This window comes from Secundilactobacillus kimchicus JCM 15530 (assembly GCF_001433995.1).
GTDB classification, from domain to species: domain Bacteria; phylum Bacillota; class Bacilli; order Lactobacillales; family Lactobacillaceae; genus Secundilactobacillus; species Secundilactobacillus kimchicus.
In genome coordinates, this window is record NZ_AZCX01000006.1 from 14933 (window position 1) to 39317 (window position 24385).

Below are 24385 nucleotides of genomic sequence, written 5' to 3' on the forward strand. Positions count from 1 at the left end.
CCCCAAAATTTCTTAACTCAAATTGTACCGCAAGTCGTCGTGAATGTGGGGCTGAATTAACGGTTGGTCAAGCGGGAGCGGCCATAGGTAAACTGTTTTACCAGAAATTATAAAACTTCACAAGTCAAGAATCACGCCATTACTTGATATAGCAAGCTATATCAATTGTATGAGAAGTCAAGCGTTTTTGCATTTCACAACGAAAAAAATATAAAGAGTGGGTTGATTTATTGGGAAGCTATGTTATTATATAAGTGTTCAAGGAGTGGTGTTGGGGACTGCTCGTGAATGTGGTTGATGTTTTTATTTGGTATTTGGTTGTCACCAGACAACTTTTGAGGAGGAAGTGCTCGATATGATCAACTTATACATTGCACCAAGTAGCGCTTCAAGCCGTAAGGCACGCGCTTGGTTAAAGGACCACGAAATTCCTTTTAAAGAGCGGAATATTAAATCAAATCCACTGAATGCAGACGAAATTAAACAGATCCTGCGGCTGACTGAAAATGGGAGCGAAGATATTATTTCCACTCGCTCAAATATTTTTAAGCAACTTGATATCGACTTGGATGATTTATCTATTAGTTCATTGGTTGATTTAGTTGTTCGATATCCGGATTTGATTAAGCGCCCAATCATCTTTGATGATAAGCGGTTGGAAGTTGGATACAATGAAGAAGAAATTCGTCGGTTCTTACCTCGTGATGTGCGAGTTGCGGAATTGCGTAACTTGGAATCACAATTGAGTTAAGAAATCTGACATTTACAAATTGGGTTTTAAAGGTCGGCGGTGACGTCGACCTTTTCTTGTGCGCAAAAAAACCGTTGTCACTAAGGCAACGGTTGATGGCATTATTAGGTTAGTTCGCCGCTTCTACAGATTGAAGAAGGACAGTTGCTGGAAACTACTCTTACTTGGCTGAGACGGCCGATATTCGTCATATCGCTTAGCTAATTCAGGGTGGTCCAGTTGGTTAAGGGTCTTGATGATCAAGTCGCGAATCGTCTGAGTGTCGATCTGTGTATAGCTGGCAATCTGAGCTAGGACTAACGCATTGGTTCGGCGAATGAGCCGATCATCGTGCGTCAGATGGTTTAAACTACTTAAAATCTTACGTGCGTCGAAGTTGGCTTTCTTACCGTTTCGTTTTTCAACATAACGAACCGTAACTTGAATGTGGGATTGTAGGGGATTGCGCTTATTCACGGTCAGGACTCCTTTTATTCGATACCTTAATTATAGAACGCTTGTTTGATAAAATCAACAATATATGGGTGATATCATATTAAAGTTACAATATATTGTGGGTGGTGGTCGAAATGAACCTAACGCTACGTTATGTCAATAAGCGGAGAAACAGACTAAACTGGCGTCCAAGGCGGCTGGGTAGGTTATGAGTAAGTCAGTAAACCGACGGGCTGAGCACCAAGCTCTAAAATCGAGTATTCGCGACGGCGTAAAATTTCCGTGGCTACCTTAAATTTGGGTAGAAAAAAACCAGCCAACCCTGGCTGGTTCAATCATTATGAATTTAAGATTAATCTAAGTCAGTAACGTGAGCAGCACCAACGTAGTTCCACCATGGCGCCATAACGGCTTCAGTAATCACACCGCGGTTTTGAGAATCAATCATTTTACCCTTACCAATGTACATCCCAACGTGGCTGATGCTAGCAGCGTTACCGCCGAAGAAGACGAGGTCACCCTTTTGGATGTTTTTAGTTGAGACGTGCTTGTACTTGTTGAATTGGGCTTGGGCGGTACGAGGAATCGCTTTTGAAGCGCCCTTTTTGTAAACGTAGCTAGTAAAACCTGAGCAGTCAAATGAGTAAGGGCCAACTGCACCCCAGCCATATGGCTTGCCTAATTGTTGCTTAGCAACTTTGTAAACACTACTGTAGCTTGCTGCGTGAGCAGTGTCAGCATGGGTAACGGTATTCACAGCAACTGAAACGCCAAACATCATAGCAACGGTTAAAACGACTTTCAAAACAAACTTCTTCATAATGATTGTATATTCCCCTCAAAACAGTAATTTTTTTAGTGAATCAATTTTTTAATTTAAATAACTTAACGAGGAACAGTGTACCAAGCCTAGGTTACAAAGATGTTTCAGGGATTTATCTATTCAGTTAATGAAATCCCCCGTCGCTGTAACTTTCTCCTTAATATTTGACAAGTAAACGGTTTTTAAGCCCGGCATGGCAGGCTTCGGCTGATTATTGCAGCAATGTAACAAACCCCCTAATATGGGCGAAAAGATTGTCCAAAAAACCGCTATTTCTATGAAATAACGGTTTTTGACAGCTTGTTTGTGGCAGTTGGGATGTGAAAGTAGGTTAAATGAGTCAGATCTATGACGCATCGGTAATGGGTAAAATTGTGATTTCGAGGTTGGCGGCCCGGCTGTTTGGGAATCACCACCTGATTAAGGTAGTCAAAGGCTGCCGAAATGGCGCCTTCAGCGGTTATGGGCGTTGGATGCCCCCAACGGTTGATGGCCGTTCGGATAAATCGGTTGGTGGGGACCGGCCCGGTTGGCAATTCACGCCCCTGCTGAACCCATTCGGTGGCAGCCGGACCAAGATTAGCTAATTCGGGAACGTTAAGGAAGGCTAACAGCCGCTTTTCATGATTAGCTAGGACCGGCGTATTGGTTAAAACGCCGACCGAATTTGGGCTGGCGCGAAGGGTGAGAGTCGTTGGTTCAATCACGACACTAGCGCCAGTTTGATCAGCTATTAGCCAATGAAACGGATAGACCTTATTTTCGGCGAACCAAACGCTGGCTACTAAAGCGACGTTCGGGAGCTCTGCGACGACTTCCGCCACGGTTTTGTGGCCACTCAACACCCACATGATGAAGTCTTGTGGCGTTAAGTTGATGCGGCCCGTTTGGGGTGTGTGATAGTAGTGAACGGCGTGGGGCAGATACAATTCGGCACAGGCCAGGCCGTCGGCGTTCAATCCGTCTCCTAATAGGTCATGGCCGTTAAGGTGGCGGCTAGCGCCAACGATGCGGGTCTGGGTGACTTGTGCGTCGCCGTACACCGGCTGCCAGGTCGTTTGCGCAGCAAAGGACCGTGGGACCCACGGGTCGACATTAGGAAAATCCATCGTTCGAGCTAACAGAACGGTTTGATCGTTAGCGGTTAGGGTTAAACTTGTACACATAATAGCGCCTCCATTATTAACGTCTACAATTGGCCAACTATTGGGGTGGACACAACGGGATTGAGCGGTTCTGGGAACCCGTGTCCGGCTACACTCTAAACGTGCTCCACAGCGCAACTCCCTCCTGTATAAGCACGATAGCCAAAACCTCCAGGCCCAGGAGCTTCCGGCTATCGCCCTTATACTCCGGGAGTTAACCGCGCTGTTCCACACTCTAAACGTGTTCCAGGACACTGACCGCTACTGCGTAAGCCAAAAGCCCAAAGAATCCAAGCCCAGGATTCTCCGGTCTTCTGCCTTACGCTCTGCGGTCAACCCGTGTCCTTGCACACTCTAAACGTGTTCCACAGCGCAACTCCCTCCTGTATAAGCACGATAGCCAAAACCTCCAGGCCCAGGAGCTTCCGGCTATCGCCCTTATACTCCGGGAGTTAACCGCGCTGTTCCACACTCTAAACGTGCTCCAGGACACTGACCGCTACTGCGTAAGCCAAAAGCCCAAAGAATCCAAGCCCAGGATTCTCCGGTCTTCTGCCTTACGCTCTGCGGTCAACCCGTGTCCTTGCACACTCTAAACGTGTTCCACAGCGCAACTCCCTCCTGTATAAGCACGATAGCCAAAACCTCCAGGCCCAGGAGCTTCCGGCTATCGCCCTTATACTCCGGGAGTTAACCGCGCTGTTCCACACTCTAAACGTGCTCCACAAGGCAAACCGCGGCCATGTAAGGGAAACAGGCAAAAACTCAAAGTCCAGAGTTTCTACCTGTCCCCCTTACATTCTGCGGTTTAACCGCCTTGTTCCACACTCTTTCCTTCACTATACCGCCTCATCTAATCCAGCGAAAGACTTGTTTTTAGACCGGGGTTCCTTTAATCTTATAGGTAAGCAATTAAGACATGTAAAAAGGGGAATAGCGATGAAATCGGCTTGGAATTTGGTTGGCATGGGGTTATGGCTCCTTCTGCTCGTCTACTTGGTGTGGATGGTGCACGACATGCGGGTTCGACGGTTACGACTTTTAGTGACCGAAAAGAAGTCCTATTCAAGTCGGAACGTGATGATATCAGTGGTTGAGCTAGTTATTTTTCTACTGGGACTTTGGGGCATGGGTTATGCAACATTTTTTCAGGACGTCAGCGCGTTAAAACAAAGTCGAGTGACAGTGGCTTACAAGTATGAGCCACTGGTACTTGAAACGGGTAAAAATACGCGGAATCAATCCTTTTACGTTCGGGTTAAGACGGGAACTGGCCGGACGCCAATTCAGTATTTTACGTACTATACGGCGGGTGAGAAGTATCAGGTAACCAGTAATGCGGCCACCGTTTCAGATGGCAAGAACCCAGTTAACGTTGATGCTTCGGCTTATAAATGGAATACCGCTAAGCTAAAGGCGATGGATCGGACGCATCAAAAAGCCTGGGTCGGGGTAATCGAAACAACGTATAAGAAGAATTTCTTAAACGGTATTGGGTTACACGCTGGCCGATTGGCGAACCGCTTTACGTTAATTCGGATTCCGGATCACTCCTTTATGACGCACGCACCACTGCACGCAGATAACCAGTAAACGACGCCACATTTGGCGAACTAAAAACGAGTCAGTTTGAATTTTTCAAACTGACTCGTTTTTTGTCTTCGTTAACAGTCTAAGATGGTTTTAAGGACTTATTGCAGTAAGTGATTATCAAAGTCATGTTGACCCGTGATCATTTGTTGCGCAATTCGATCGGCGGTAATGAGGTTACCGTCGTTGACACCAGGACGGGGGCTAGCCGTCGTCATCCAATGGAGTCCTTCCGTTGGGATTCCAAAGAGGTACAGCCCAGTCACGATGTTGCCGCTATGGTCGATCAACTGGTCGGTTTTCGGATCAAGGTTAATGGCGTGCGTAAAGTACTGGGTACCATCCGTTAACTGCCGCTGGTGGGGTGTTGCCACGCCGGAAGCCAGCAATGACTCAACCACGGGATCAGCGTTGTTAGTGGCGTTGATGCCAGGCGTTCGGGCCTCAATCAAGACCCGAGCGGTGTAAGTGTGGTCGTCATCCTTTGCTCGAGCGACAAACTGGCCATCCACGACTGATACCTGCATCTCCGGTTTCATAAATTCAACGATACCGGCCGCCATCAAGGCGAGTAACTGCTCAAGCCGAATGAGGGGCGGTCCCACGGAGATGAAGTCTTGCATTGGCGTGTACCAACGGAGTAAGAAGTTCAGATAATCATCTTGTTTGAACAGGTTGTGCTCAACAGCAAACCGGACTTGGTCTCGCAGATCTCGAAAGACTTCAAGCGCACTGGTTAACGGCCCCGTCTTCGTTCCGAGTTTTGCATCTTCAACCATGGCGGTGACCCGAGTTTGAATAGCGGTTTGCAGATTATCAAGGTTGAGATCTTCCAGCGGTGACACGAGCGTTTTCCAGTCTAATCGGTCAGCTGGATCGAAGCCCTGGGCTTCGATGACGGCATCTGGGTCGGCTGCCGTCGAGAACTGGCTAGCAAAGTCGGCGACGCTGAGGTCGGGATACTTAATCTCAATTAATCGAGAATAGTAAGTTAACTCAGCGTCACGTTTGAGCAACGCATAAAAATCGGCACCACTAAGCCCAGATTCTTCAGCCATTTTGGTCATTCGTTCAGGCGTTAAGAAGACGGGACTAATTTGTTCGCCGTATGCTTTTTGGTTATAACCTTTAGGATAGTAGGGAAAGCCGCGCCGAGATCCCGCAATGATGTGTGGTTCTTGACCAGATGGTTCGTAAGTTAAGTGACCATCAGCTTGACGGTTAAAGACGCCGCCACGGCCTTCAGTTAACATTGAAACGTAATCATAAAAGCTGAGTCCCACGCCGCGCATTAAGACGGGTTGGTAAGCAGCTACTGCGCTTAAATCAGTGTCGCCAGGCAGGATTGGCGGTAGGTAAAATCCCCCGTTAGCGGCCGCAGTTGCGCTGAATTTTTGTTCTTCTTCCGTGGGCCGCATCACATAGTGACCGATAGTTAGAGCCACTTGGTCAGCTGTCCAACTCTGCTCGCTGGTAGTCACGGTGTAGCCTGGATTCTTGGGGGTCACGTTGTCGACCGTTGCTTGGATAAAGGATACGGTCATGTTGGCTGGTAGTTGGTGCATCATATCATCAAACACCCACTGCATGTAGACGCCATACAAGTTCCGCGGGGCGTAGTCGTTCGGTTGAAGAGCGGCCGTTTGCGCCAAGAAAAAGGCTTCTTGGGGATAGTGTTGCTGCCGGATATAAGCCGCTGTCTCGGCCCGGTCGCTCCACTCGGATAGATTGGGTCCGGTCACGGTATTTTCACCGGCCATTTTGACGGAATCGTCCGCGTATAGGGTAATCTGTTGGGCGGGGGTGTTCATGATTAATTCGTTTGGTTGATCGGTTCGCCAGACGTGGCCGCCGATGGGATAAGCGTCAACAACGGTGACGGCGAGCGGTTCGTTTGTTTGTTGGGTTTGCCAGGCGATGAGCCGGCCGAGGGTCATAAGCCCCCGGGGACCAGCGCCAATAATTGTGATGTCCATGCTTTGCCTTCTTTACAATTGATATAGATTTGGATCAGTTTGCTTTGGACCATAGGTGTCCATGTCAGTGTCCCGGTAGTCCCACCATTCGTTTTCGTAACCCATGAAGCCAGCCTGTGTCATTGCCTGATCCAAGCGTTGATAATTAGCTTCTTGAATTGCGGTTCGTGGCGCTGACCGTTTTGCCTTACCGGTGAAATCGTCAAAAGCCGATTGCATCTCCACCTCATGGCCATCTAAGTCGGTCAGGGTGAGATCGAAGGTTACACCCTTTTGGTGGGAGTAATTCGGGTTGGGCTCGGCCACCCACATCGGGTCTGAGACAACGCTGAATAGCTTGGCCTGAGCTGTTACGGGCCGGAAAGCATCCCAGATTTTGAGCCGGTAGCCTTGGTCGTAGAGTAATCGACTGGCGATTCCCAGTTTCTTTACAGTCCCAGTTCGTGCGACTGCGGTGGTGAAATCATAGATCATCTGATGCGTGAAATTATCGGTTGTGGCGTACTTTAGGTCAACGATGATATTTGGGTCAACGGCTAATACGTTCATGAAGTCTGGGTCTTTTTCTGGCATTCCGGTTGCCTCCTATCAGGTTAACGCGTCATGGTTATTAGTTGAGTGGATCCTCAACAAGTATAACGAAAAGCGGGCTAAAAAGGAAAAGACAAGGCTTTTGAATTTAAAATCAATGGGGGATATAAGACGTAGATGAAAGATTGCATAAAAAAGTCTCAAAATCTTCACAATTTGTTAACTTGTGAGCGCTAAAATAAAGATAGTTCAGGAAGACAAGGAGATGAGAACTATGGAAGCACCAAAGACAAAAGCAACTTCGAAACGGCGTTTTAAAATGCCTTCAGCGTTTACGATCTTATTTTTCATCATTGTGTTAGTGGCTATTTTAACTTGGGTTATCCCAGCTGGCCAATACGCGACGGATAAGGCGGGCAACATTATCGCTCACACTTATAAGTCTGTAACGGCTAACCCACAAGGAATCTGGGATGTTATGATGGCCCCGGTATACGGGATGGTTGGAAATGACGCAACGGAAGGCGCCATTTCTATCTCGCTATTTATCCTGGTGATCGGTGGTTTCTTGGGCGTTGTTAACCGAACCCGAGCCTTGGACGATGGCATTGGTGCCGTTGTGAAACGGTTTAAGGGGAAGGAAAAAGCCTTGATTCCGGTATTGATGACCCTCTTCGCTTTGGGGGGCACCACTTACGGAATGGCCGAAGAAACGATCGCGTTTTATCCATTGTTAATTCCTGTTATGATCGGTGTTGGATTTGATTCTCTGGTTGCGGTAGCCATTGTATTGGTTGGGTCCCAAGTTGGGTGTCTAGCATCAACAGTTAATCCGTTTGCGACTGGGGTGGCGTCTCAGACACTGAACCTCTCAATGGGGGTCGGCCTGTTCCCACGATTGATTCTGTGGGTTTTGACGCTAGCGATTAGTATCTGGTACGTGTACCGGTATGCTTCAAAGATTGAAAAAGACCCAAGTCGTTCACTGGTGTATAGCCAACGAACTGAAGACCTGCAACGTTTCTCAGTACCTGCAGGGGCGGCCGACGTTAAGATGACGGGCCGCCAAAAAGCGGTTATTTGGCTATTTGGCCTAACGTTCCTCATGATGATCATGGGTCTCGTGCCGTGGCAGTCGATTAGTAGTAAATGGACCTTCTTTGAAAGCACAACGAAGTGGCTGACAAGCATCCCTGTCCTCGGTAACCTGCTGGGTAGCGACATGGTACCAATGGGTGACTGGTACTTCGGCGAAATCACGATGTTATTCTTATTCATGTCGATTGTGATTATGTTTGTGTACCACATGAAGGAAAATGACTATATTGACGCCTTCATTAAAGGAATGTCAGAATTCATGAGTGTTGCGATTATCGTGGCCGTGGCTCGTGGAATTCAAGTGATTATGAACGATGGGTTGATCACAGACACGGTGCTCCACTGGGGTGAAATGGGACTGAAGGGCCTCTCCGAAAGTGTCTTCATCGTCATTACCTACATTTTCTATATTCCAATGTCATTCTTGATTCCATCGACGTCCGGGCTTGCTTCAGCTACCATGGGAATTATTGGCCCAATGGGCAAGTTTGCCGGTGTTGACGGTTCAGTCGTTATTACGGCTTACCAAGCAGCCTCTGGTTGGGTGAACCTGATTACCCCAACTTCTGGTGTCGTAATGGGGGCTTTAGCCATCGCCCACGTGAACATCAGCGTTTGGTGGAAGTGGATTGCAAAGCTTATGATCTACCTGTTCATCGTAACGGCGGTGTTCTTGGGAGTGTTGGCATTATTCTAAGAAGTGCGGAACAAGACGGGTTGATTGCGGAGGCTAAGCGGGGAACTCAAAAATCCTGAGTTTGGATTTTATGAGTTTTTCGGTTAGCTAGTAGCAATCAGTCTTGAGGAGCACGTTAAAGAAGAAGTGCGGAGCAAGGCGGTTTGCCTTGGGGAACACGTTAAAAAGAAGTGCGGAACAAGGCGGTTTGCCTTGAGAACACACAAAAAGGAGCACAAACCATGAAAGACTTTATTACAGAGCAACATCAACAAGACGCATTAACTGCGCTAGCGAAAATGGTGAGTCATCCCTCGTATTTGGCAGAGGCAGCGCCGGGTGCCCCATTTGGTCAAGGCGTGCGGGATGCGTTAGACGAAATGATGACGATTTGCGACAACTTGGGATTCAAAACTTACACGGATCCCGATGGCAACTATGGGTATGCCGAAGTCGGTTCTGGTGATGATATTTTCGGGATTATTGGTCACGTTGACGTGGTTCCGGCCGGCGACCCCAATGACTGGGCAACAGACCCGTACAAGGCAACCATTGAAGATGGTGTCATTCACGGGCGGGGCACTCAAGATGATAAAGGGCCCTCCATCGCTGCACTGTATGCCGTTAAAGCGTTGATGGATGCCGGCGTAACGTTTAAAGAACGCATCCGCTTTATCTTCGGGACGGATGAGGAAAATCTGTGGCGTGGCATTGCGGTCTATAATGAAAAGGAAGACCCCATCACCCACGGAATTGCGCCAGATGCAGAGTTCCCAGTGACCTATGCTGAAAAAGGGCTGCAACAGGCCTACTTGGTAGGGCCCGGAACGGACAAATTATCATTGGATTTGGAAAACCCGTTCAACGCGGTTCCCGCGAAAGCGCCGTATAGCGGTCCGTTAGTTGACGAAGTTGTCGATGCCTTGGATGCCCTTGGGTTTGACTACGAAGGAGACTTTGATAACGGTGGCATTGTTGTGACCGGGAAAGCCGTTCATGCGATGCTGGCGCCAGAGGGAACCAACGCCGTTTTGCGGTTGGCGATGGCCCTGGATCAATTAGTGCCTACCAAGCCGTTGGACTTTATCGGGAAGCTATTCAAGGAAGACGCTACGGGGACGAACGTACTGGGCGACGTGGAAGACGATGCGTCCGGTCATCTGACGTTTAACATCTCAAGCTTGGTGATTAACGAAAAGGAAACGCGGATGCAGATTGATATGCGGATTCCGGTGACGGTCGATCATGATGCGTTGATTCAAAAGTTAAGTGACCGGGTGGCCGACTACGACCTGAAGTACGAACACTTCGATTATTTGGCGCCGTCTTACGTGCCTATGGACAGCGACCTCGTTCAGACGCTAATGAGTGTCTATCAGGATCTGACGGGTGATGACACAGCGCCGCAGGTTTCAGGCGGCGCGACCTTTGCTCGAACGATGCACAACTGTGTGGCCTTTGGGGCCATGCTGCCAGATACACCAGATTACATGCATCAAGTAAACGAGCAGTGGCCGATTGATGCGATGGCCAAAGCGATGCAGATATACGCTGAGGCGATTTACCGTATTGCGGGCAAATAAGTTACAGCAACCAAAAAAGGAAATCCAACTAGATTTCCTTTTTTTGATGGTCACGAGTTGTTAGCAAGATAGACACCGATATCTTCAACAACAACCTTCCCCGTGTAAGGCTGGGCGGTTGACTGATTGAACCCGATTTTAGGGTAGGCCATTGTGGACGTCACTGCGGCTTTTACAGTGGCGCCTTGTGGTTGGCCGGTATCGGCGTTTAAGCCTGATGGGACGTCGATAGCGAGTACTTTGGCTGCCGATGCGTTAATGGCGTTAATCCAATCCGCATATCGACCCGCGACAGGCCGGTCTAAACCCACACCGAAGATAGCGTCAACGATGGTGGTATAGTCGGCTATGTCAGTGGTGGTCGGCTGCATGGTGATGCCGTAGTAAGCTAAAATTTTAAGTTGTTGCGCAGTTTCTGGCGAGGCTTTCTTTGGGTCGCCCGTCATCATGACGGTCACGTCAATGCCGCGAACGTGAAGTAACCGGGCAACGACCAGTCCGTCACCACCGTTGTTGCCAGTCCCGGCAACGATGAGGACCTTCGTTAAGTCAAAGTCACCATTGAGTAACCGGGCCGTGGAACCCAGGGCGGCTCGCTCCATCAAGACCAGTGATGGAATCCCGATTTCGTTAATTGTCCGGGCGTCGGCTTCCCGAGCCGTCGCAACTGAGATTGATTCTGTCATGTGAATCACGCTCCTTTTGGTGGCCGGTGAAAATCTGGTACCGCCAAGCCACCCGTTAGATTAAATCATCACCTACATGGTCGAACTTTTGGGGGTGAAATGCAAGTGAGAACGCAAAAAAACCACCCATCGATTACGATGAGTGGCGTGACGCTGTTAAGACTCTTCAACGCGGGAGTTATTCAGCGGCATGTTGTGCCGTTGCGCTAAGACGATTTTAGAAATTTCAAAGAGCTCACGACCCAAATCGTTAATGTCGTGACCTGCTAAATCTGGTGTAAAATCTTCCCACCACCGGTCGAACTTGCTTAAGGCCGACTCAAGTAATTTTTCGCCGTCCTTTGTTAGCGTTAATTCTTTCACGCGCTTATCCTTGTAAGAACTAATTTTGTTAATCAGTTTTATTTCTTTTAAATGCTTCACCATCCGCGTCATTAAGCCTTCATCAACGGCGAGGGTAGTAGCGGCGCGGCGCTGGCTGATTGGCTGACTTTCTAAAATCAACACCATGAGATACATCTCGGTGATGTTGACGGGTAGCTTATCTTTGATCAGCAACTGATTCATGTCCCGTTGTAATTGACGATGCAAAATGGCGGTGTAGGTAGAAAGCGTTAAGTAATCATTGGAACCTGAAGCCATTACCCGTCACCTCTAAGTTAAAATTGTTTGACAATTAAAGTATATGTCTTTAGAGGCTGATTTGCCAGAAATATAACTTAAATAATGTGTAAAATTTCACGAATTGCATGTTGCATGTCATCTGGTGGGACGGTCTGGTGGTGGCGCACCTCTGCGTCAAAAAGGCGCTTGATGGCGGGCGGTAGTGGAACGCCAACCAGGTCATGGAGCTGAGTGACCGCTGCTAATCCGTCGGCGGTCACAGGCGTGTCTTCGATGGCGGCTAATACCGCGTTGGGGAACTTGTACGGGCTAGCCGTTGAGACAATGACCATGGGCCGATTATCCGATTCAGCCGTCCGATATTGATCAGCTGCCGCCTTGGCAACTGCGGTGTGGGGATCGATGGCAAAGTTTGTCTGATGGTAGACGTCGCTGATGGCTTGTTTATCGGCCGCCGCTGTTGCATAACCCGCCCAGAAATCAGTTTGGAGACCGGTTAATATTTCTGGTGAAACGCTGTATTGGCCAGCCGTTTCTAATGCGTGCATTTTCTCCGCCGTCTGGCTGGCTGAGTCACCTAGCGCGTGGAATAAGAGGCGTTCGAGGTTGCTTGATACGAGAATGTCCATGGACGGGGACGTCGTGGTCTTAAACGGCCGCTTGCGGTTGTAAACGCCGGTGTTAAAGAAGTCGGTTAAGACATTGTTGTCATTTGAGGCACAAATCAGTTTGTGAATGGGCAGGCCCAGTTGCTTGGCGTAAAAGCCAGCAAGAATGTCCCCGAAGTTACCGGTTGGAACGCTGAAATTCACAGTGTCACCAAGCTGGAGCTGACCGGTCGCCACTAACTGACCGTACGCGCTGAAGTAGTACGCCACTTGGGGAACTAGTCGGCCGATGTTGATGGAGTTGGCCGAACTAAATTGGAAGCCGTTTTCCGCAAGCTGGGCGGCAAAGGCCTTGTCGTTGAAAATTTCTTTAACGTTGGTCTGAGCCTCATCAAAGTTGCCGTTGATGGCAACCACGTAAGTGTTATCGCCAGTTTGCGTAATCATTTGCCGCTCCTGGATGGGGCTAACGCCATTGTTCGGATAAAAAACGATAATTTTGGTACCGGCAACATCTTCAAAGCCGGCCATGGCGGCCTTTCCAGTATCGCCAGAGGTGGCGGTCAAAATGACGGTTTCTTTGCTAAAATGATTCTTTTTGGCGGCCACGGTCATCAAGTGAGGCAACATTTGAAGGGCCAAATCCTTGAAAGCAATGGTTGGACCGTGAAAGAGTTCGAGATAATAATCGTTACCGTGGTGGCTAACAGGGGCGATGGCCGCATCGTCAAAAGTGCCATTATAAGCCGCGGCGATACAGTCGCGGAGTTCTTCGTCAGTAAAGTCGGTTAAAAAGGCCTTTAATACTCGAAAGGCTACTTCTTGGTAGCTCATGGCGGGTAAGTCGGCTAATGGTAAGTCGAGAACGGGCGCTTCCGTTGGGACGTACAGCCCACCGTCAGGACTGAGTCCTTGCAAGATGGCTTGAGAAGCGGTGAGAGTTGCGGCTTGTGGATCACGCGTGCTACGATAGTTGAGCGTCATAAGCTCCTCCTTTAACATAAGACGTTAAGTTTTGAATTCACAATACCCTAATTCTAACCTAATTTTCAACATATTTTAAGGTTGAATTGCGATTTATCATCTATGGGCATGCTAAAATAAACGAATGAATCATTTCGAAAGGGGTCGCGTTATGGAAATTGATGTACCAGTTAATATGAATGAGGTCGAAGTGGTGGTCTCAAAACGGCAAGAAAACGGTGAAGACGTCACGGTTGAAAGCATCATTAAGGAAACGGTTTTAGATTCCTTCCAGGCCTACCTCGATACCGCCGAAGAGGGCCACTACGATTCTGCTAAGTGGGATGGTGACAACTTAAAAGTCGTTGATATCATGGGCGCAGACGGCGCTGTGGTGAAGCCGATGACCACTGATTTTGTGGCAGACTTCAAGCTGAATGCGGATGCGCTGTTCTTTTATCTGCAAGACGAGGCGGGAAAAGCGGCCGAGGGCCGATAGTTTCCCAAAATTAACCCGCACATTGGTTGCATCAGCGGGCAAAACGCCCTAAAATAAAAGGGTAGAGCGCCCTTAGTGTAATGGATAGCACATGAGATTTCGGTCCTCATGATCCGAGTTCGACTCTCGGGGGGCGCATATAGGATTGTTGAAACGTTGCTGCGGCAGCGTTTTTTGTTTTGCGTACAGCATTCTTATGGCAGTTACTCTAAAATTCGGCGAAACGAGTTCGCTTTTTGGCCATTTTCTTTTTGTGTTCTGGATTTAAATGGCTGTAGCGATGAGTGATGATGTTTATGTTTGAATCCCTAAGTTGAAGTTCAATTTTTTTAGGAGATGCGCCTGCTTCACTTAGAAACCAGTTCGTGATGTTAGTGAAGGTGCGGCTAACATGTTAAGTTTGTTTGAGGTGACGCAATGGGGCACTTTGATAATGTAGCGAGCGATATACTGGAATTATTAGAAGGTGTGGTTAGAGATAAAGCATTTTGGGAGAAGTTTGAAGCCGGTAAACTCAAATGGGATGGTGCGCTCTACACAGAATGGGGGAGGTTGGGAACCACGGCAAACAACATATTTCATGATACGGATCTGGTATTAGCTGAAACTGAGTTCAGTACGTTAGAAGATTATGGGTTAGCTCAAGTGACGCAGCATTTTTACCGGTTATCTTACTTGGATAAAACGGAACTTGAAATGTTTCACCGTCAGTATTAACGTAAAACACCATACTCGGTTGTCAAAGGTAGATATGGCGATGCTATGTAATATGGGTTCCAAACAGTTCAAAGAACGGCGGCCATCAGTTGTTGAGAAAGTCTGCAAGTACAGATCCATACTAAACACTCTGGAGGCAGGCTTCACAATTGCTAAGACCTTTGTTATACGAGAAATATTAATGCTTCAAATTTTAAAATAATTTTTTAGGCTTTTGGTAATAGTAGTCGATAGGCTTGAGTCTTCTTTCTCTGTCAAATCAATTAGATATGCTGGAATTTGAACCGTTATAGTTTTTGGCTTGGCTTGTAAAGTAGGGTTATGCTGCATGCTTTCGTTAATTTTCTGAATAAAATCATTACTAGGAAGAAAACGAAATATATATGGTTCATCAGATATATCAGAAAAAACAACAGATAAGTAACATTGCCGAATGGTATTGAAATTGTTAAGTTCATGATTGAAAGTTTGTCCGATTTTAACTGCAAAATTTTCATAATCAATCAGTATTTCTTTTGAGACACCATGTGATTTAAGATGTAGATACTCCAGAGTATTTGGTCCATCCAAATCTGAAAAAGAGAAACATCCAATTCCTTTGCTATGCATTAATTCTTCATCTTTATAGCACTGTCGTATAAGAGCGAGCGTTGGTTCTTTTTCAGAGACAAAAATACAACTAGGCATAACAGAGTTATCCATTTTACTATCGTTATATGCTTGTGCCTTATAATAAATGGTGTTGGATCTAACTGTAAGAGTAAAAAGAACTTTGATATCTCTTCTACGATCTACTAAAAAATAGAATAAACTAGACAAAGCACCAATAATGCCAATAACCCAAGTACCGATGCTACCTAAAAATTCAGGATTTTGGAACATTGAATAAAGAAGTAGGCCTCCGAAAGCGACGTCAATAGTTAAAGATGCGAGAAAAATAAGAAGCAAGCAAGTTTTCGTGTGAGTAAGAATAAAATGCAAAATAGTAACCCCCTTTTTTCCTATCATTATATCAGGGAGGTGTGGAGACATGAGATGAAATTGACAATGAAACAGCGAAAATTTACCGATAATTACCTTGAACAAGGTAATATCTTTCAATCAGTTGCGGATGCTGGTTTCTCGAAGAGTTGCGTACGATTTCACGTTACTAAATTGTCGGAAAATGCCGGTGTCAAAATTGGGGTAGTGAGGACTAGGGACATTTTTTTGGCCTTTCAAAACGGAAGGGGTATGAATGCGTCCATGTAGGCTGATAAAATTAGACAAAAACAGGTCTTTTAACGCGCTTACACTGGGTAGTGATATTGATAAACTTAATGCCGTTAACTTTGCAGATCAACCAACCATTGCAGAATAAGTATGATGGAATGGAAAAAAACAGAAACTTTAAATAAATCAACTACAACGCACTCTAATCCTGGATTTATCCGTTAAAATGTTTATTTACCCGTAAGGGCTGTTCTTTCCAAAATTTACCGAATCAAATTCGTTACAGACGGATGATGGCGGGAAAAAATCAATCTAGTAGGGAAAAAGAGGCAGAGCGATGACCATATGGTCAAAATGAAACGTTTAAGCTGGCGGAGTTTGTTGGGATAGCGTAGAGTGAACAAATTGTTAGCTGAGGATTCAATTTTGACAAAACTATGGAAATTACCTCGGATGGTGGTACCAAAAACTCAATTCAGTTATTGGAGCTAGCTCAGACAGTTTTTCGTTTGAAAATAAGGCCACAGATTGAGTATGCAGTTTTATTGTTCAATTGATCAAACTGGACTGGTGGTCAGTGGAGAATCATCAGTTAGATCCTTTGGTGACAACAATAGTATGAGAAAACAAAATGCTGTCCCTGCTGAGCTACTTAAGGCCAGTTGAATTGGAATTACTTCCTCAAAAGTACATTATCAATTCCCAATATACGCCCATTAGAGACCAAATGTTTGCTGACAAATACGACATGAAGTTTAAGAATTCCCATGAATGGCGTATCGCAATTGTCGATCGGCTAACGAAGTATCGAGAAACACTAAAACAATAAGTATTTTAATGAATCCTAGTAGAAATACTAGGGTTTTGTTATGCTTGAGTTAAATTATTTCGATACTTGGGGGATATTTTTTTATGAAAAGAAATTGGCATTATATATATATCCCAGTAGTTGTGATTGTGATTGTTTCCGTCCCTTTTATTATCCAGAATCTAATGAGTGGAAAGTTTAATGTTACACTCGGTGGTTCTAACGATGGTTGGCTTGGTTTTTGGGGAGGGTATCTGGGGGCAATACTAAGTGTGTTTGGGGTCTATTTTCAAGTCACTAAAGAGGTTCGAGAGCAAAGGGTTCAATACAATCAATCTAAATTTCCCAAAGTCCGAATTGTTGTAGGCACTATTACTTTGCACGAGATTAGCCCAAAAATAATTCAAATGTATCCAGGTGAGTCTGATAGAGATAGAATCAATCGTTATCGGAGTTTTACAAGGATTTGGAGAGATTCACAAAAAGAAATTGCTGGTATTAGCTTTGCTAACATTTCTCTAAATAGGTTTTATGACGCAATTGTGATCATTGATTATTCGCCCTTTGAGGCAATTGAACAAGATGGAACATATCAAGGACGAATGATACAAAGAAACTCAGATAAATTTGCAATACCAGAAATGGGAGAGTCCAGTGAGCAGGTAGCCATTTTATTTGTCTCATATTTATGGAATGCCTATTTTGATAACTCAATCAAAAAAGTCCAAACGGTCAAGCAAATTAGGAAAATTACTATTTATGGACAAACCGAAACAGGTCAAATAATAAAAATGTTTTTTGACGGTGTTCGCCCATTCAACTACATTCCCAGGAAGATTAAAACAGGCAGTAAAGTCGCAAAAGAGTACGAAAAGATTTCCAAAGAGGATATTTTTCCGTTGCTGAAACTTCCTTTAGATTATGGAGAAAAATGGGACAAAATACGTTCAGTCAGAAATACACTTAACTTGTGGATAAGTATCAGAAAACGGCATGGGGAAAGCTGAGTATTAAAAAAACTGATTATAGTACAATTAGCAGTTACTTGGCAAAAATTAGCTGATGCGTATATCATCAAGAGGACTGTCAAGCAGACTATTTTGAATTATACTTGTTAAGCTGAGGGGTGAGACATTTACCTTTTCACTCGTTGCACTGTACACATAAGTATGGTTGATTTAGGTTAGTCCCTAGCTTTTTTGCTGCCTTTTTTGGTATTCTTATTTAAAGTAGGCATGAATTGGTGGGATATTATTGTTGAATTTGGATAATCTTTACGAGCAGACATCCGTGGTTTTTCACAAGTTAGTCAATATTTTCGTGTTTTTCTGGAATTTGGTTATATTATTTGTCCCAAGTTTAGACAGTAGATTTTTAAACTTATTCTCATATCTTGTTACACAAATGTTCAAAGATGGGGATATTCAGGCTGATGTAATTAGTTTAATGTTTGTCTCATTAACAATTTTAGCTTTCCTTTTTGAACATCTGAGCAGAGCAGCAAGCCAATTGATTGACCCACAGATAGCTTTTTCATCAAAATATTTTAACCTATTAATTACAAAGCGATTTTTAAACATATACACCCTGTATTCCAGTCGAAAGAATGGGGGATTAGATAGTAGGATTGACTTCCAGTCTATAGTTAATGACAGCATAGTCACTATTTTTTCAAAATCAGATCCAATGAGTGACATGCAAAGGCAACTGAGTGTAAATCAAGATCGCTATCGTTTTATCATTGAGTATATGGCAACTTTTAAACTGCTATTTATGATTGGAATTATTGAACTGGTTATTTCGATTTTTACACTTGATTGGTTGCAACTTAGTTTTAGCCTTGCCGGAATTATTGTATTTGCCACAATGTGGTACGTTTCGGCTATTTTGGCATACTCGGTGGTTTGGAGGTTATTAGACCGGTATTGGGGGGGCTTTAAGATAACTCAAATTGCAGATAACAGTGTCCTTCATCGGGATTACATAAAAAGGCTGGATACAGCAAATGCAAGTCTTTTTGAACCGGATATTGTTTTAATGGTGAAGGACTTTGTTGGATTACAGATTAGGTTTCAACGAGCCGAATTACTGGGCATTTGGTGGTATAAACTTGTGAATTTTTTTAAAAATTGCGCAAAAAAGTAGTAACCTCAATGGCTACTCCTTGTACTTGTCTTATCCAATACTCAAATTTGTTTACAGTACTTTATGGCATTTAATATCAATTTACAGCATTCGATAAACGGCAGAAAGCCAGAATTCTTTTAAAAAAAGTTTGTAAAGGTATGAAAAGTCCTTGAGGACGCATAGCCAAATTGAGTCAAGTTTGGTAAGAGAAGTCGCTGAGAGATCGGCGGCTTTTTGTTATGTCTTTAAGTAGATTGAGCTCAAAGCATCATTGGATAATCATAAAATCACTCAATTACATATTTAGGTACCGCTGTTTTAATATCTCGTAAAAAGCGTTAACGACGGGTTGTTTCATGGTCTTAGCCTGCGCCATCAGGTAGGTTGTTCGGGTGAAGGGCTGGTTGTGAAGGGTTAGTGGTTCCCGATAGCCAGAAAAGTGATTTAACGCAATTTCGGGGACAATTGCCCAACCTAGCCCGCGACGGACAAACTCAACGCATGAGGTGAGATTATTAACCAAAATAGTTTGGTGATTCAAAATGGATAGCTGTTGTTGAATTAGCCAGTCGGTCATTTCAGCTTGGAAATGATCATCGCTTTTACGCTGGATATAGGGTAAATCTGATAAGCGCTGACTGTCTTCAGGTGTTTGACAGATGAGATTAATTCCTTCTGTTACGATTGGGACTTTCTTTAAGGGCCCTTTGAACTCACCACGAATAATCCCCACGTTCACGGAATCGTCGGTTAATAGTTTTTGAAGGATTGACCGGCTGTAATCAATCGTGATATTGAGCTGAATTTGTGGATATTTAGTTTGAAAAGCAACCAATAAGTCTGGCAATTCGTACTGGGCATAGTCAATGGAGCACCCGAGATTTAAGGTACCGCTAAACTCGGAATCATCGACAGATAGGCTTTCTTTTAATTCATTATTCAACCGCTTAATTTGCTTGGCCGTTTTTAAAGCGGATCGGCCAGCTGACGTAAAGTGAATGCCCTGATTGGTTCGTATGACTAACTTAGTGCTTAATTGCCGTTCAAGTTGTTGCAGTCGTTTTGATAGTGATGATTGATTGATAAAGAGTAATTCGGCGGCGTGAGTAATGCTTTGGGTGCGCTGAATAGCAAGCAACATTTCAATGTCCTTATCGTCCATGGCAATCCTTCCTGATTAAAGTGACGTGACAGCTAATACTCTTAGTATAACCCCGCGATTCTAATAAGTGATGATAAAAAACATTGCCATTCCTTTAGAGCATATTCAAAATGCTTTTTTTACCTTTTACGACGGCTTGTTCGCAAGTTACCATTTAGGTGTCATTAAATTTATGTAGGGGGTAACAAGATGAAAATAACGACCCAAGCTGTTGCTGGGACAGTGGAATCAAGTGATGCACAAGTCATGATTTCACCAAGTCAAAGTGACCTAAAAATTGATTTGGATAGTAGTGTTTATGACCAGTATGGCCAACACATCATCGCCCTTGTTAAGGAAACGTTGAAGGACCTGGATGTTGAGGGCGGAGAGGTTAAGATTATTGATAAAGGAGCGCTAGACTGCACGATTAAAGCCAGACTTCAAACAGCAGTATATCGCGCCATTGGTAAGAAATCGGATCTACCGTGGGAGGTGCTTTAGATGGCAGTCAAACAGCGAATTAGGCGTTCCATGATTTTCTTAAATACGCAACGTGCGGCCTTGGTGAAGGATGCCTTTGTTTATCACCCAGACTGTGTCATTTTTGACTTGGAAGATGCCGTTGCAGAAAATGAAAAAGACTCAGCTAGAATCCAATTATATCAGACGCTGAAGCAGTTAGATTACCAAGGTGTTGAACGCTGGGTTCGAGTCAACGCATTGGATTCGGATCTAATCAACGAGGATATCAGAGCTGCTGTGGCGGGTGGCGCAGAAGGAATCCGATTACCCAAAACAGAAACTGCAGCTGAAGTAAAGGCAGCGGCGCAAAAAATTGAAGCTGCCGAAAAAGAATTTGGGCGAACGGTTGGTCAAACAATGTTAATGGCGGCGCTAGAGTCCCCACTGGGCATTATGAATGCATATGAAATTGCGACAGCAGACGACCGGATGATGGGGATTGCGCTGAGCGCTGGTGATTATACACGAACCATGCATGCCAAGCGGACTGTTGCTGGGACAGAGCTGTTTGGTGCTCGTTCTCAGATGTTGATTGCTGCCCGTGCGGCCGGTGTTATGGCGTTTGATACGGTCTATACGGATACTGATAACGAGGAAGGATTTAAAGAAGAGCTCCGGTTGATCAAGAACATGGGATTTGATGGCAAGTCATGTATTAATCCCAAGCAGATTGGAATCACTCATGAGATCTTTAATCCGAGTGAACAGGAAATTCAACATGCTGAACACGTTATGGAAGCCGTTCAGGATAGCAAGGACAATGGTGTTGGAGTTTTGACGGTTGACGGTAAAATGGTTGATATTGCCTGGGTAGAAGGTGCAGAACGAACGTTGAAGCTTGCAAAGGCTGCCGGAATTTACGAGGGGGAACTAGTATGATTAATAGCGTTGGTCGTGATATTCCAGATGAGTATTTAAAGAATGGTGTGGAGCCGTTTCAAGGAATCTATTACCGTGACGGTTATACCTACCCTAAAGCCGCGCCAAAAGTATCAGCATATGTGAAACCGACTGGTGACAAGATGATAGCTTCGATTAGAGGGGCGATTATCGCGTCTGGTCTTAAGGATGGCATGACTATTTCGTTTCACCACCATTTACGAGATGGCGATTACGTGGTCAATATGGTGATGAAGGAAATCCATCAGCTCGGAATTAAAGATTTGACGGTCTGTGCGTCGAGTTTAGGTAAAGCTCATAGTTATCTTGTACCATGTATTGAAGACGGTACTGTAACGGGAATTTCCACTAGTGGTATCCGTGATGAGATTGGTGAAGTGGTCTCAGAAGGGAAATTGAAAAATCCGGCCGTTATCCGTTCCCACGGTGGTCGAGCTCGCGCGATTGAAGATGGTACGGTTAAGATTGATGTTGCATTTATTGGAGCCTCAACAAGCGACGCCTTTGGCAATGCCAGTGGTAAGGGGGGGCAATCTGATACCGGGGTTCTAGCGTATGCCGATGGGGATGCTAAGTACGCAAATAAAGTAGTGGTCATCACTGATACGATTGTGGATGTCCCGAACTTTCCGGCAAGTATTAAGGGGGTCGACGTTGATTACGTTGTCAAGGTGGACTCAATCGGTGATCCGACTAAAATTGCCACCGGTGCACTGCGTCTAACCACGGATACACGCGAACTGGACATGGCTAAAGAAGTGGCCAAATGCATGTATTATTCGGGGTATTTCAAAGATGGGTTTAGTTTTCAGACGGGGGCTGGCGGTCCCTCATTAGCAACAACCACCTTTCTGAAGCAGTACATGGAACAAGACCATATTACTTGTGGTTGGGCAATGGGAGGTGTTACTGAGCCAATCGTCAACCTATTCAACGAAGGATACATTAAGACAGTTCTTGATGATCAGTCATTTGATCTAGCCGCAGTTGCATCAGCTAATGAGGGGCGGCATTTCGAAATCTCAGCTTCACAATACGCTAATCCATTTAATAAAGGCGCATTTGTTAACCAGTTGAACTTTGTGATTCTTGGCGCGCTAGAAATCGATACAGACTTTAACGTTAACGTCGTTCAAGGCTCAAATGGGGTATTGCGGGGCGCTCCCGGTGGCCATCCAGATACTGCGGCGGGGGCGGATGTCTCAATTATTGTTGCCCCTTTGATCCGCAGTCGGATGCCAACGGTGCGAGATCAAGTCACCTCAGTGACGACGCCGGGTGAAAGTATTGACGTTGTTGTGACAGATTATGGGGTCGCGGTTAATCCGAAACGCCAAGACCTACTCAAGGCCTTCCGTCAGACGAATATTGCGTTAAAGTCGATAGAAGAGCTTCGTGATCTGGCTTATCAATATACTGGAAAGCCGGCACCCGTTGAGTTTGATGATCAGGTAGTCGCGTTGGTTGAATATCGTGATGGTACGATTATTGACACTATTCGAAAGCCTAAGAGTTTAAATTAACCTAAAAAGCGTCCAAACGGTTACTCATCGTTTGGACGCTTTTTAGGTTATAGATTATTCCCCATGATCTGCCAATGCTTGCTTAATTGTTGATTCCTGTTTTTCGTACTTAACGTAGAAAATCATGATAGCAGCCCCGATAATGAAGAAGAGGGCAGGCAGGTAGCTAATGCTGAATTTGATAGCTGAAAGTGCGGTAGCGCTTTGGGTAACGCCCGCTTTGTAGCCGGCATGATTTAAAATCATGGATGGGGCCCAGCCACCAAGGCCGGAGCCAATTTTGATGGCAAACGAACTACCGATAGCCGTTAAGAAACCACTGGCCCGGATGCCATTTTTCCATTCGCCATAGTCAACAGTGTCGGATAGCATGGCAAATGGCATCGAAACAGCGATCCCAGTTCCGATTGATGCAATACTCCAAACGATGGCTAGGAAGATCAATGATTGGCCAGCGAAGGCGATTAAAACTTGCCCAATAGCGGCCAGAGTCATCCCCATGATTAGAACGTGGGCCTTTTTGAACTTCTTAACGAGAAGTGGAATAAGAAGCATCCCCACCATCTGGAACATCACGAGCGCGTTTAAGACCGAGGCGAAGTTCTTAACGCCCAAGTTGTATTGGGCATAGTAGACGACAACCGAGGTCCGTGAAGCATTCCCCAGCCAGTAAAAGACAAAGACGATGACCAAGATGAACCATGGCCAGTTGCTTTTAGCTGCCTTGATAGAATCCTTGATTGGCAATGCCTTTTGCCGATTTGTGTTGATTTCCTTGGTATCGAAAAAGGCAAATAGGAGTAATGCAAAGCCGATAATAGCAAAAATAATAGCTGTGTTCCGCCAACCCAATAGGGCGTTGTCTTTACCGAGAAAGGCGGCGATGCCAAGGGTGAAGGTGGCCGTCACGAAGTAGCCGATGTTACCACCAATCATCCGGGTACTGTTCATTTTGATTCGTTCGTCGGAGTCGTTTGAGAGGTTGGGTAGGATAGAGGTGATCGGGGTGGACATTCCGGTATATGAGATTCCAAACAGTAAATAAGTGATCATTGCCCACCAGAATTTCCCAGTCGTGCTGAGCTGTGGCGACCAGAACATTAAGACGAACAAGATGGCAAACGGGAAGGCCATCCAGAGAAAGTAGGGGCGACTTTGTCCCCATCTAGTGTGGGTGTGGTCAATAATGAAGCCCCACACGGGTGCATCAAAAGCGTCCAGAATACGGGCAGCCAATAAAATGGTTCCGGCTGCCGCTACGGATAACCCGAAAACATCGGTATAGTAATACAGAATAAAGGTGGTTACCGTTGTGTAAAGCAAGTTCCCAGCCGCATCGGTACTAGCGTAAGCTAGCATGCGGTGAAAGGGAATTTTAACGTTTTGCTGAATAGCATTTCCGACTCGATTTGTCACGTTGAAATCCTCCGTAATTGATTAAAAT

22 protein-coding genes and 1 tRNA gene are annotated in these 24385 nt (G+C 45.4%); 12 read left to right on the forward strand and 11 right to left on the reverse strand.

The features are described from left to right. Positions 1–355 precede the first annotated feature (355 nt). Positions 356–751 (forward strand): transcriptional regulator Spx, encoded by a 396-nt coding sequence (gene spx, locus FC96_RS08450; protein WP_055679927.1) that lies wholly within the window; start codon positions 356–358, stop codon positions 749–751. Between the two features lie 123 nt (positions 752–874). Here the strand turns inward: spx and FC96_RS08455 are convergent, their stop codons facing one another. The 3 genes from FC96_RS08455 to FC96_RS08465 all read right to left on the reverse strand — a co-directional run bounded on the left by FC96_RS08455 (position 875) and on the right by FC96_RS08465 (position 3175). Beyond that, positions 875–1207 carry an ATP cone domain-containing protein gene (locus FC96_RS08455; RefSeq protein WP_056942683.1) on the reverse strand — a complete coding sequence of 111 codons (333 nt, stop codon included), beginning with the start codon at positions 1205–1207 and terminating at the stop codon, positions 875–877. A gap of 331 nt (positions 1208–1538) precedes the next feature. Beyond that, positions 1539–1967: a C40 family peptidase gene (locus FC96_RS08460; protein WP_420835112.1), complete on the reverse strand. Its 429-nt coding sequence runs from the start codon at positions 1965–1967 to the stop codon at positions 1539–1541. A gap of 317 nt (positions 1968–2284) precedes the next feature. Then, entirely contained in the window at positions 2285–3175 is an 891-nt protein-coding gene (locus FC96_RS08465; protein WP_055679929.1) for a linear amide C-N hydrolase, read from the reverse strand. 918 nt (positions 3176–4093) lie between these two features. On the opposite strand from FC96_RS08465, the gene FC96_RS08470 reads away from it, so the two are divergent. Further along, entirely contained in the window at positions 4094–4747 is a 654-nt protein-coding gene (locus FC96_RS08470; RefSeq protein ID WP_056942684.1) for an LVIS_2131 family protein, read from the forward strand. A gap of 98 nt (positions 4748–4845) precedes the next feature. On the opposite strand, the gene FC96_RS08475 is transcribed toward FC96_RS08470, so the two are convergent. After that, on the reverse strand, positions 4846–6720 hold the full coding sequence (locus tag FC96_RS08475; RefSeq protein ID WP_056942685.1) for an FAD/NAD(P)-binding protein: 1875 nt from the start codon (positions 6718–6720) through the stop codon (positions 4846–4848). 12 nt (positions 6721–6732) lie between these two features. Further along, complete coding sequence (locus tag FC96_RS08480; protein ID WP_056942686.1) at positions 6733–7293, reverse strand: M15 family metallopeptidase; 561 nt, start codon at positions 7291–7293, stop codon at positions 6733–6735. 232 nt (positions 7294–7525) lie between these two features. Between FC96_RS08480 and FC96_RS08485 the strand changes: the two genes are divergently transcribed. Together FC96_RS08485 and FC96_RS08490 are read left to right on the forward strand one after the other, a co-directional pair. Further along, positions 7526–9046 (forward strand): YfcC family protein, encoded by a 1521-nt coding sequence (locus FC96_RS08485; protein ID WP_420835111.1) that lies wholly within the window; start codon positions 7526–7528, stop codon positions 9044–9046. A 221-nt stretch (positions 9047–9267) separates the two neighbouring features. Next, positions 9268–10608: a M20 family metallopeptidase gene (locus tag FC96_RS08490; protein WP_054661128.1), complete on the forward strand. Its 1341-nt coding sequence runs from the start codon at positions 9268–9270 to the stop codon at positions 10606–10608. Positions 10609–10658: 50 nt separating this feature from the next. Here the strand turns inward: FC96_RS08490 and FC96_RS08495 are convergent, their stop codons facing one another. The 3 genes from FC96_RS08495 to thrC all read right to left on the reverse strand — a co-directional run bounded on the left by FC96_RS08495 (position 10659) and on the right by thrC (position 13510). Beyond that, positions 10659–11294 carry an NAD(P)H-hydrate epimerase gene (locus tag FC96_RS08495; protein WP_054661129.1) on the reverse strand — a complete coding sequence of 212 codons (636 nt, stop codon included), beginning with the start codon at positions 11292–11294 and terminating at the stop codon, positions 10659–10661. 156 nt (positions 11295–11450) lie between these two features. Further along, positions 11451–11936, reverse strand: a complete 486-nt coding sequence (locus FC96_RS08500) for a MarR family winged helix-turn-helix transcriptional regulator (protein WP_054661130.1) — start codon at positions 11934–11936, stop codon at positions 11451–11453. 77 nt (positions 11937–12013) lie between these two features. After that, positions 12014–13510, reverse strand: a complete 1497-nt coding sequence (gene thrC, locus FC96_RS08505) for a threonine synthase (protein WP_056942688.1) — start codon at positions 13508–13510, stop codon at positions 12014–12016. Positions 13511–13661: 151 nt separating this feature from the next. Between thrC and FC96_RS08510 the strand changes: the two genes are divergently transcribed. The 3 genes from FC96_RS08510 to FC96_RS08520 all read left to right on the forward strand — a co-directional run bounded on the left by FC96_RS08510 (position 13662) and on the right by FC96_RS08520 (position 14705). Further along, on the forward strand, positions 13662–13988 hold the full coding sequence (locus tag FC96_RS08510) for a hypothetical protein (RefSeq protein ID WP_054661131.1): 327 nt from the start codon (positions 13662–13664) through the stop codon (positions 13986–13988). 66 nt (positions 13989–14054) lie between these two features. Continuing rightward, a tRNA-Arg gene (locus FC96_RS08515) sits at positions 14055–14126 on the forward strand. Positions 14127–14405: 279 nt separating this feature from the next. Further along, positions 14406–14705 (forward strand): hypothetical protein, encoded by a 300-nt coding sequence (locus FC96_RS08520; protein WP_054661132.1) that lies wholly within the window; start codon positions 14406–14408, stop codon positions 14703–14705. A gap of 186 nt (positions 14706–14891) precedes the next feature. On the opposite strand, the gene FC96_RS08525 is transcribed toward FC96_RS08520, so the two are convergent. Beyond that, complete coding sequence (locus FC96_RS08525; protein WP_056942689.1) at positions 14892–15686, reverse strand: hypothetical protein; 795 nt, start codon at positions 15684–15686, stop codon at positions 14892–14894. Positions 15687–16829: 1143 nt separating this feature from the next. Here FC96_RS08525 and FC96_RS08540 point away from each other — a divergent pair. Beyond that, a complete protein-coding gene (locus FC96_RS08540; protein ID WP_056942692.1) occupies positions 16830–17732 on the forward strand; it encodes a hypothetical protein in 903 nt (300 codons plus the stop codon). Positions 17733–17979: 247 nt separating this feature from the next. Further along, a complete protein-coding gene (locus FC96_RS08545; protein WP_056942693.1) occupies positions 17980–18870 on the forward strand; it encodes a hypothetical protein in 891 nt (296 codons plus the stop codon). Between the two features lie 277 nt (positions 18871–19147). On the opposite strand, the gene FC96_RS08550 is transcribed toward FC96_RS08545, so the two are convergent. Then, positions 19148–20014 carry a LysR family transcriptional regulator gene (locus FC96_RS08550; RefSeq protein ID WP_056942694.1) on the reverse strand — a complete coding sequence of 289 codons (867 nt, stop codon included), beginning with the start codon at positions 20012–20014 and terminating at the stop codon, positions 19148–19150. 189 nt (positions 20015–20203) lie between these two features. Between FC96_RS08550 and citD the strand changes: the two genes are divergently transcribed. From citD to citF, 3 genes are read left to right on the forward strand one after another with little or no spacing between them, the layout of a single operon-like run. Continuing rightward, positions 20204–20497 (forward strand): citrate lyase acyl carrier protein, encoded by a 294-nt coding sequence (gene citD / locus FC96_RS08555; RefSeq protein WP_054661140.1) that lies wholly within the window; start codon positions 20204–20206, stop codon positions 20495–20497. Next, positions 20498–21397: an aldolase/citrate lyase family protein gene (locus FC96_RS08560; protein WP_056942695.1), complete on the forward strand. Its 900-nt coding sequence runs from the start codon at positions 20498–20500 to the stop codon at positions 21395–21397. It abuts the gene before it with no gap. Beyond that, positions 21394–22941 (forward strand): citrate lyase subunit alpha, encoded by a 1548-nt coding sequence (gene citF / locus FC96_RS08565; RefSeq protein WP_054661141.1) that lies wholly within the window; start codon positions 21394–21396, stop codon positions 22939–22941. Before FC96_RS08560 ends, citF begins: the two co-directional genes overlap by 4 nt. A 54-nt stretch (positions 22942–22995) precedes the next feature. On the opposite strand, the gene FC96_RS08570 is transcribed toward citF, so the two are convergent. Continuing rightward, positions 22996–24300, reverse strand: coding sequence for a glycoside-pentoside-hexuronide (GPH):cation symporter (locus FC96_RS08570; RefSeq protein WP_252192414.1), 1305 nt, complete (start codon positions 24298–24300; stop codon positions 22996–22998). Between the last annotated feature and the right edge of the window lie 85 nt (positions 24301–24385).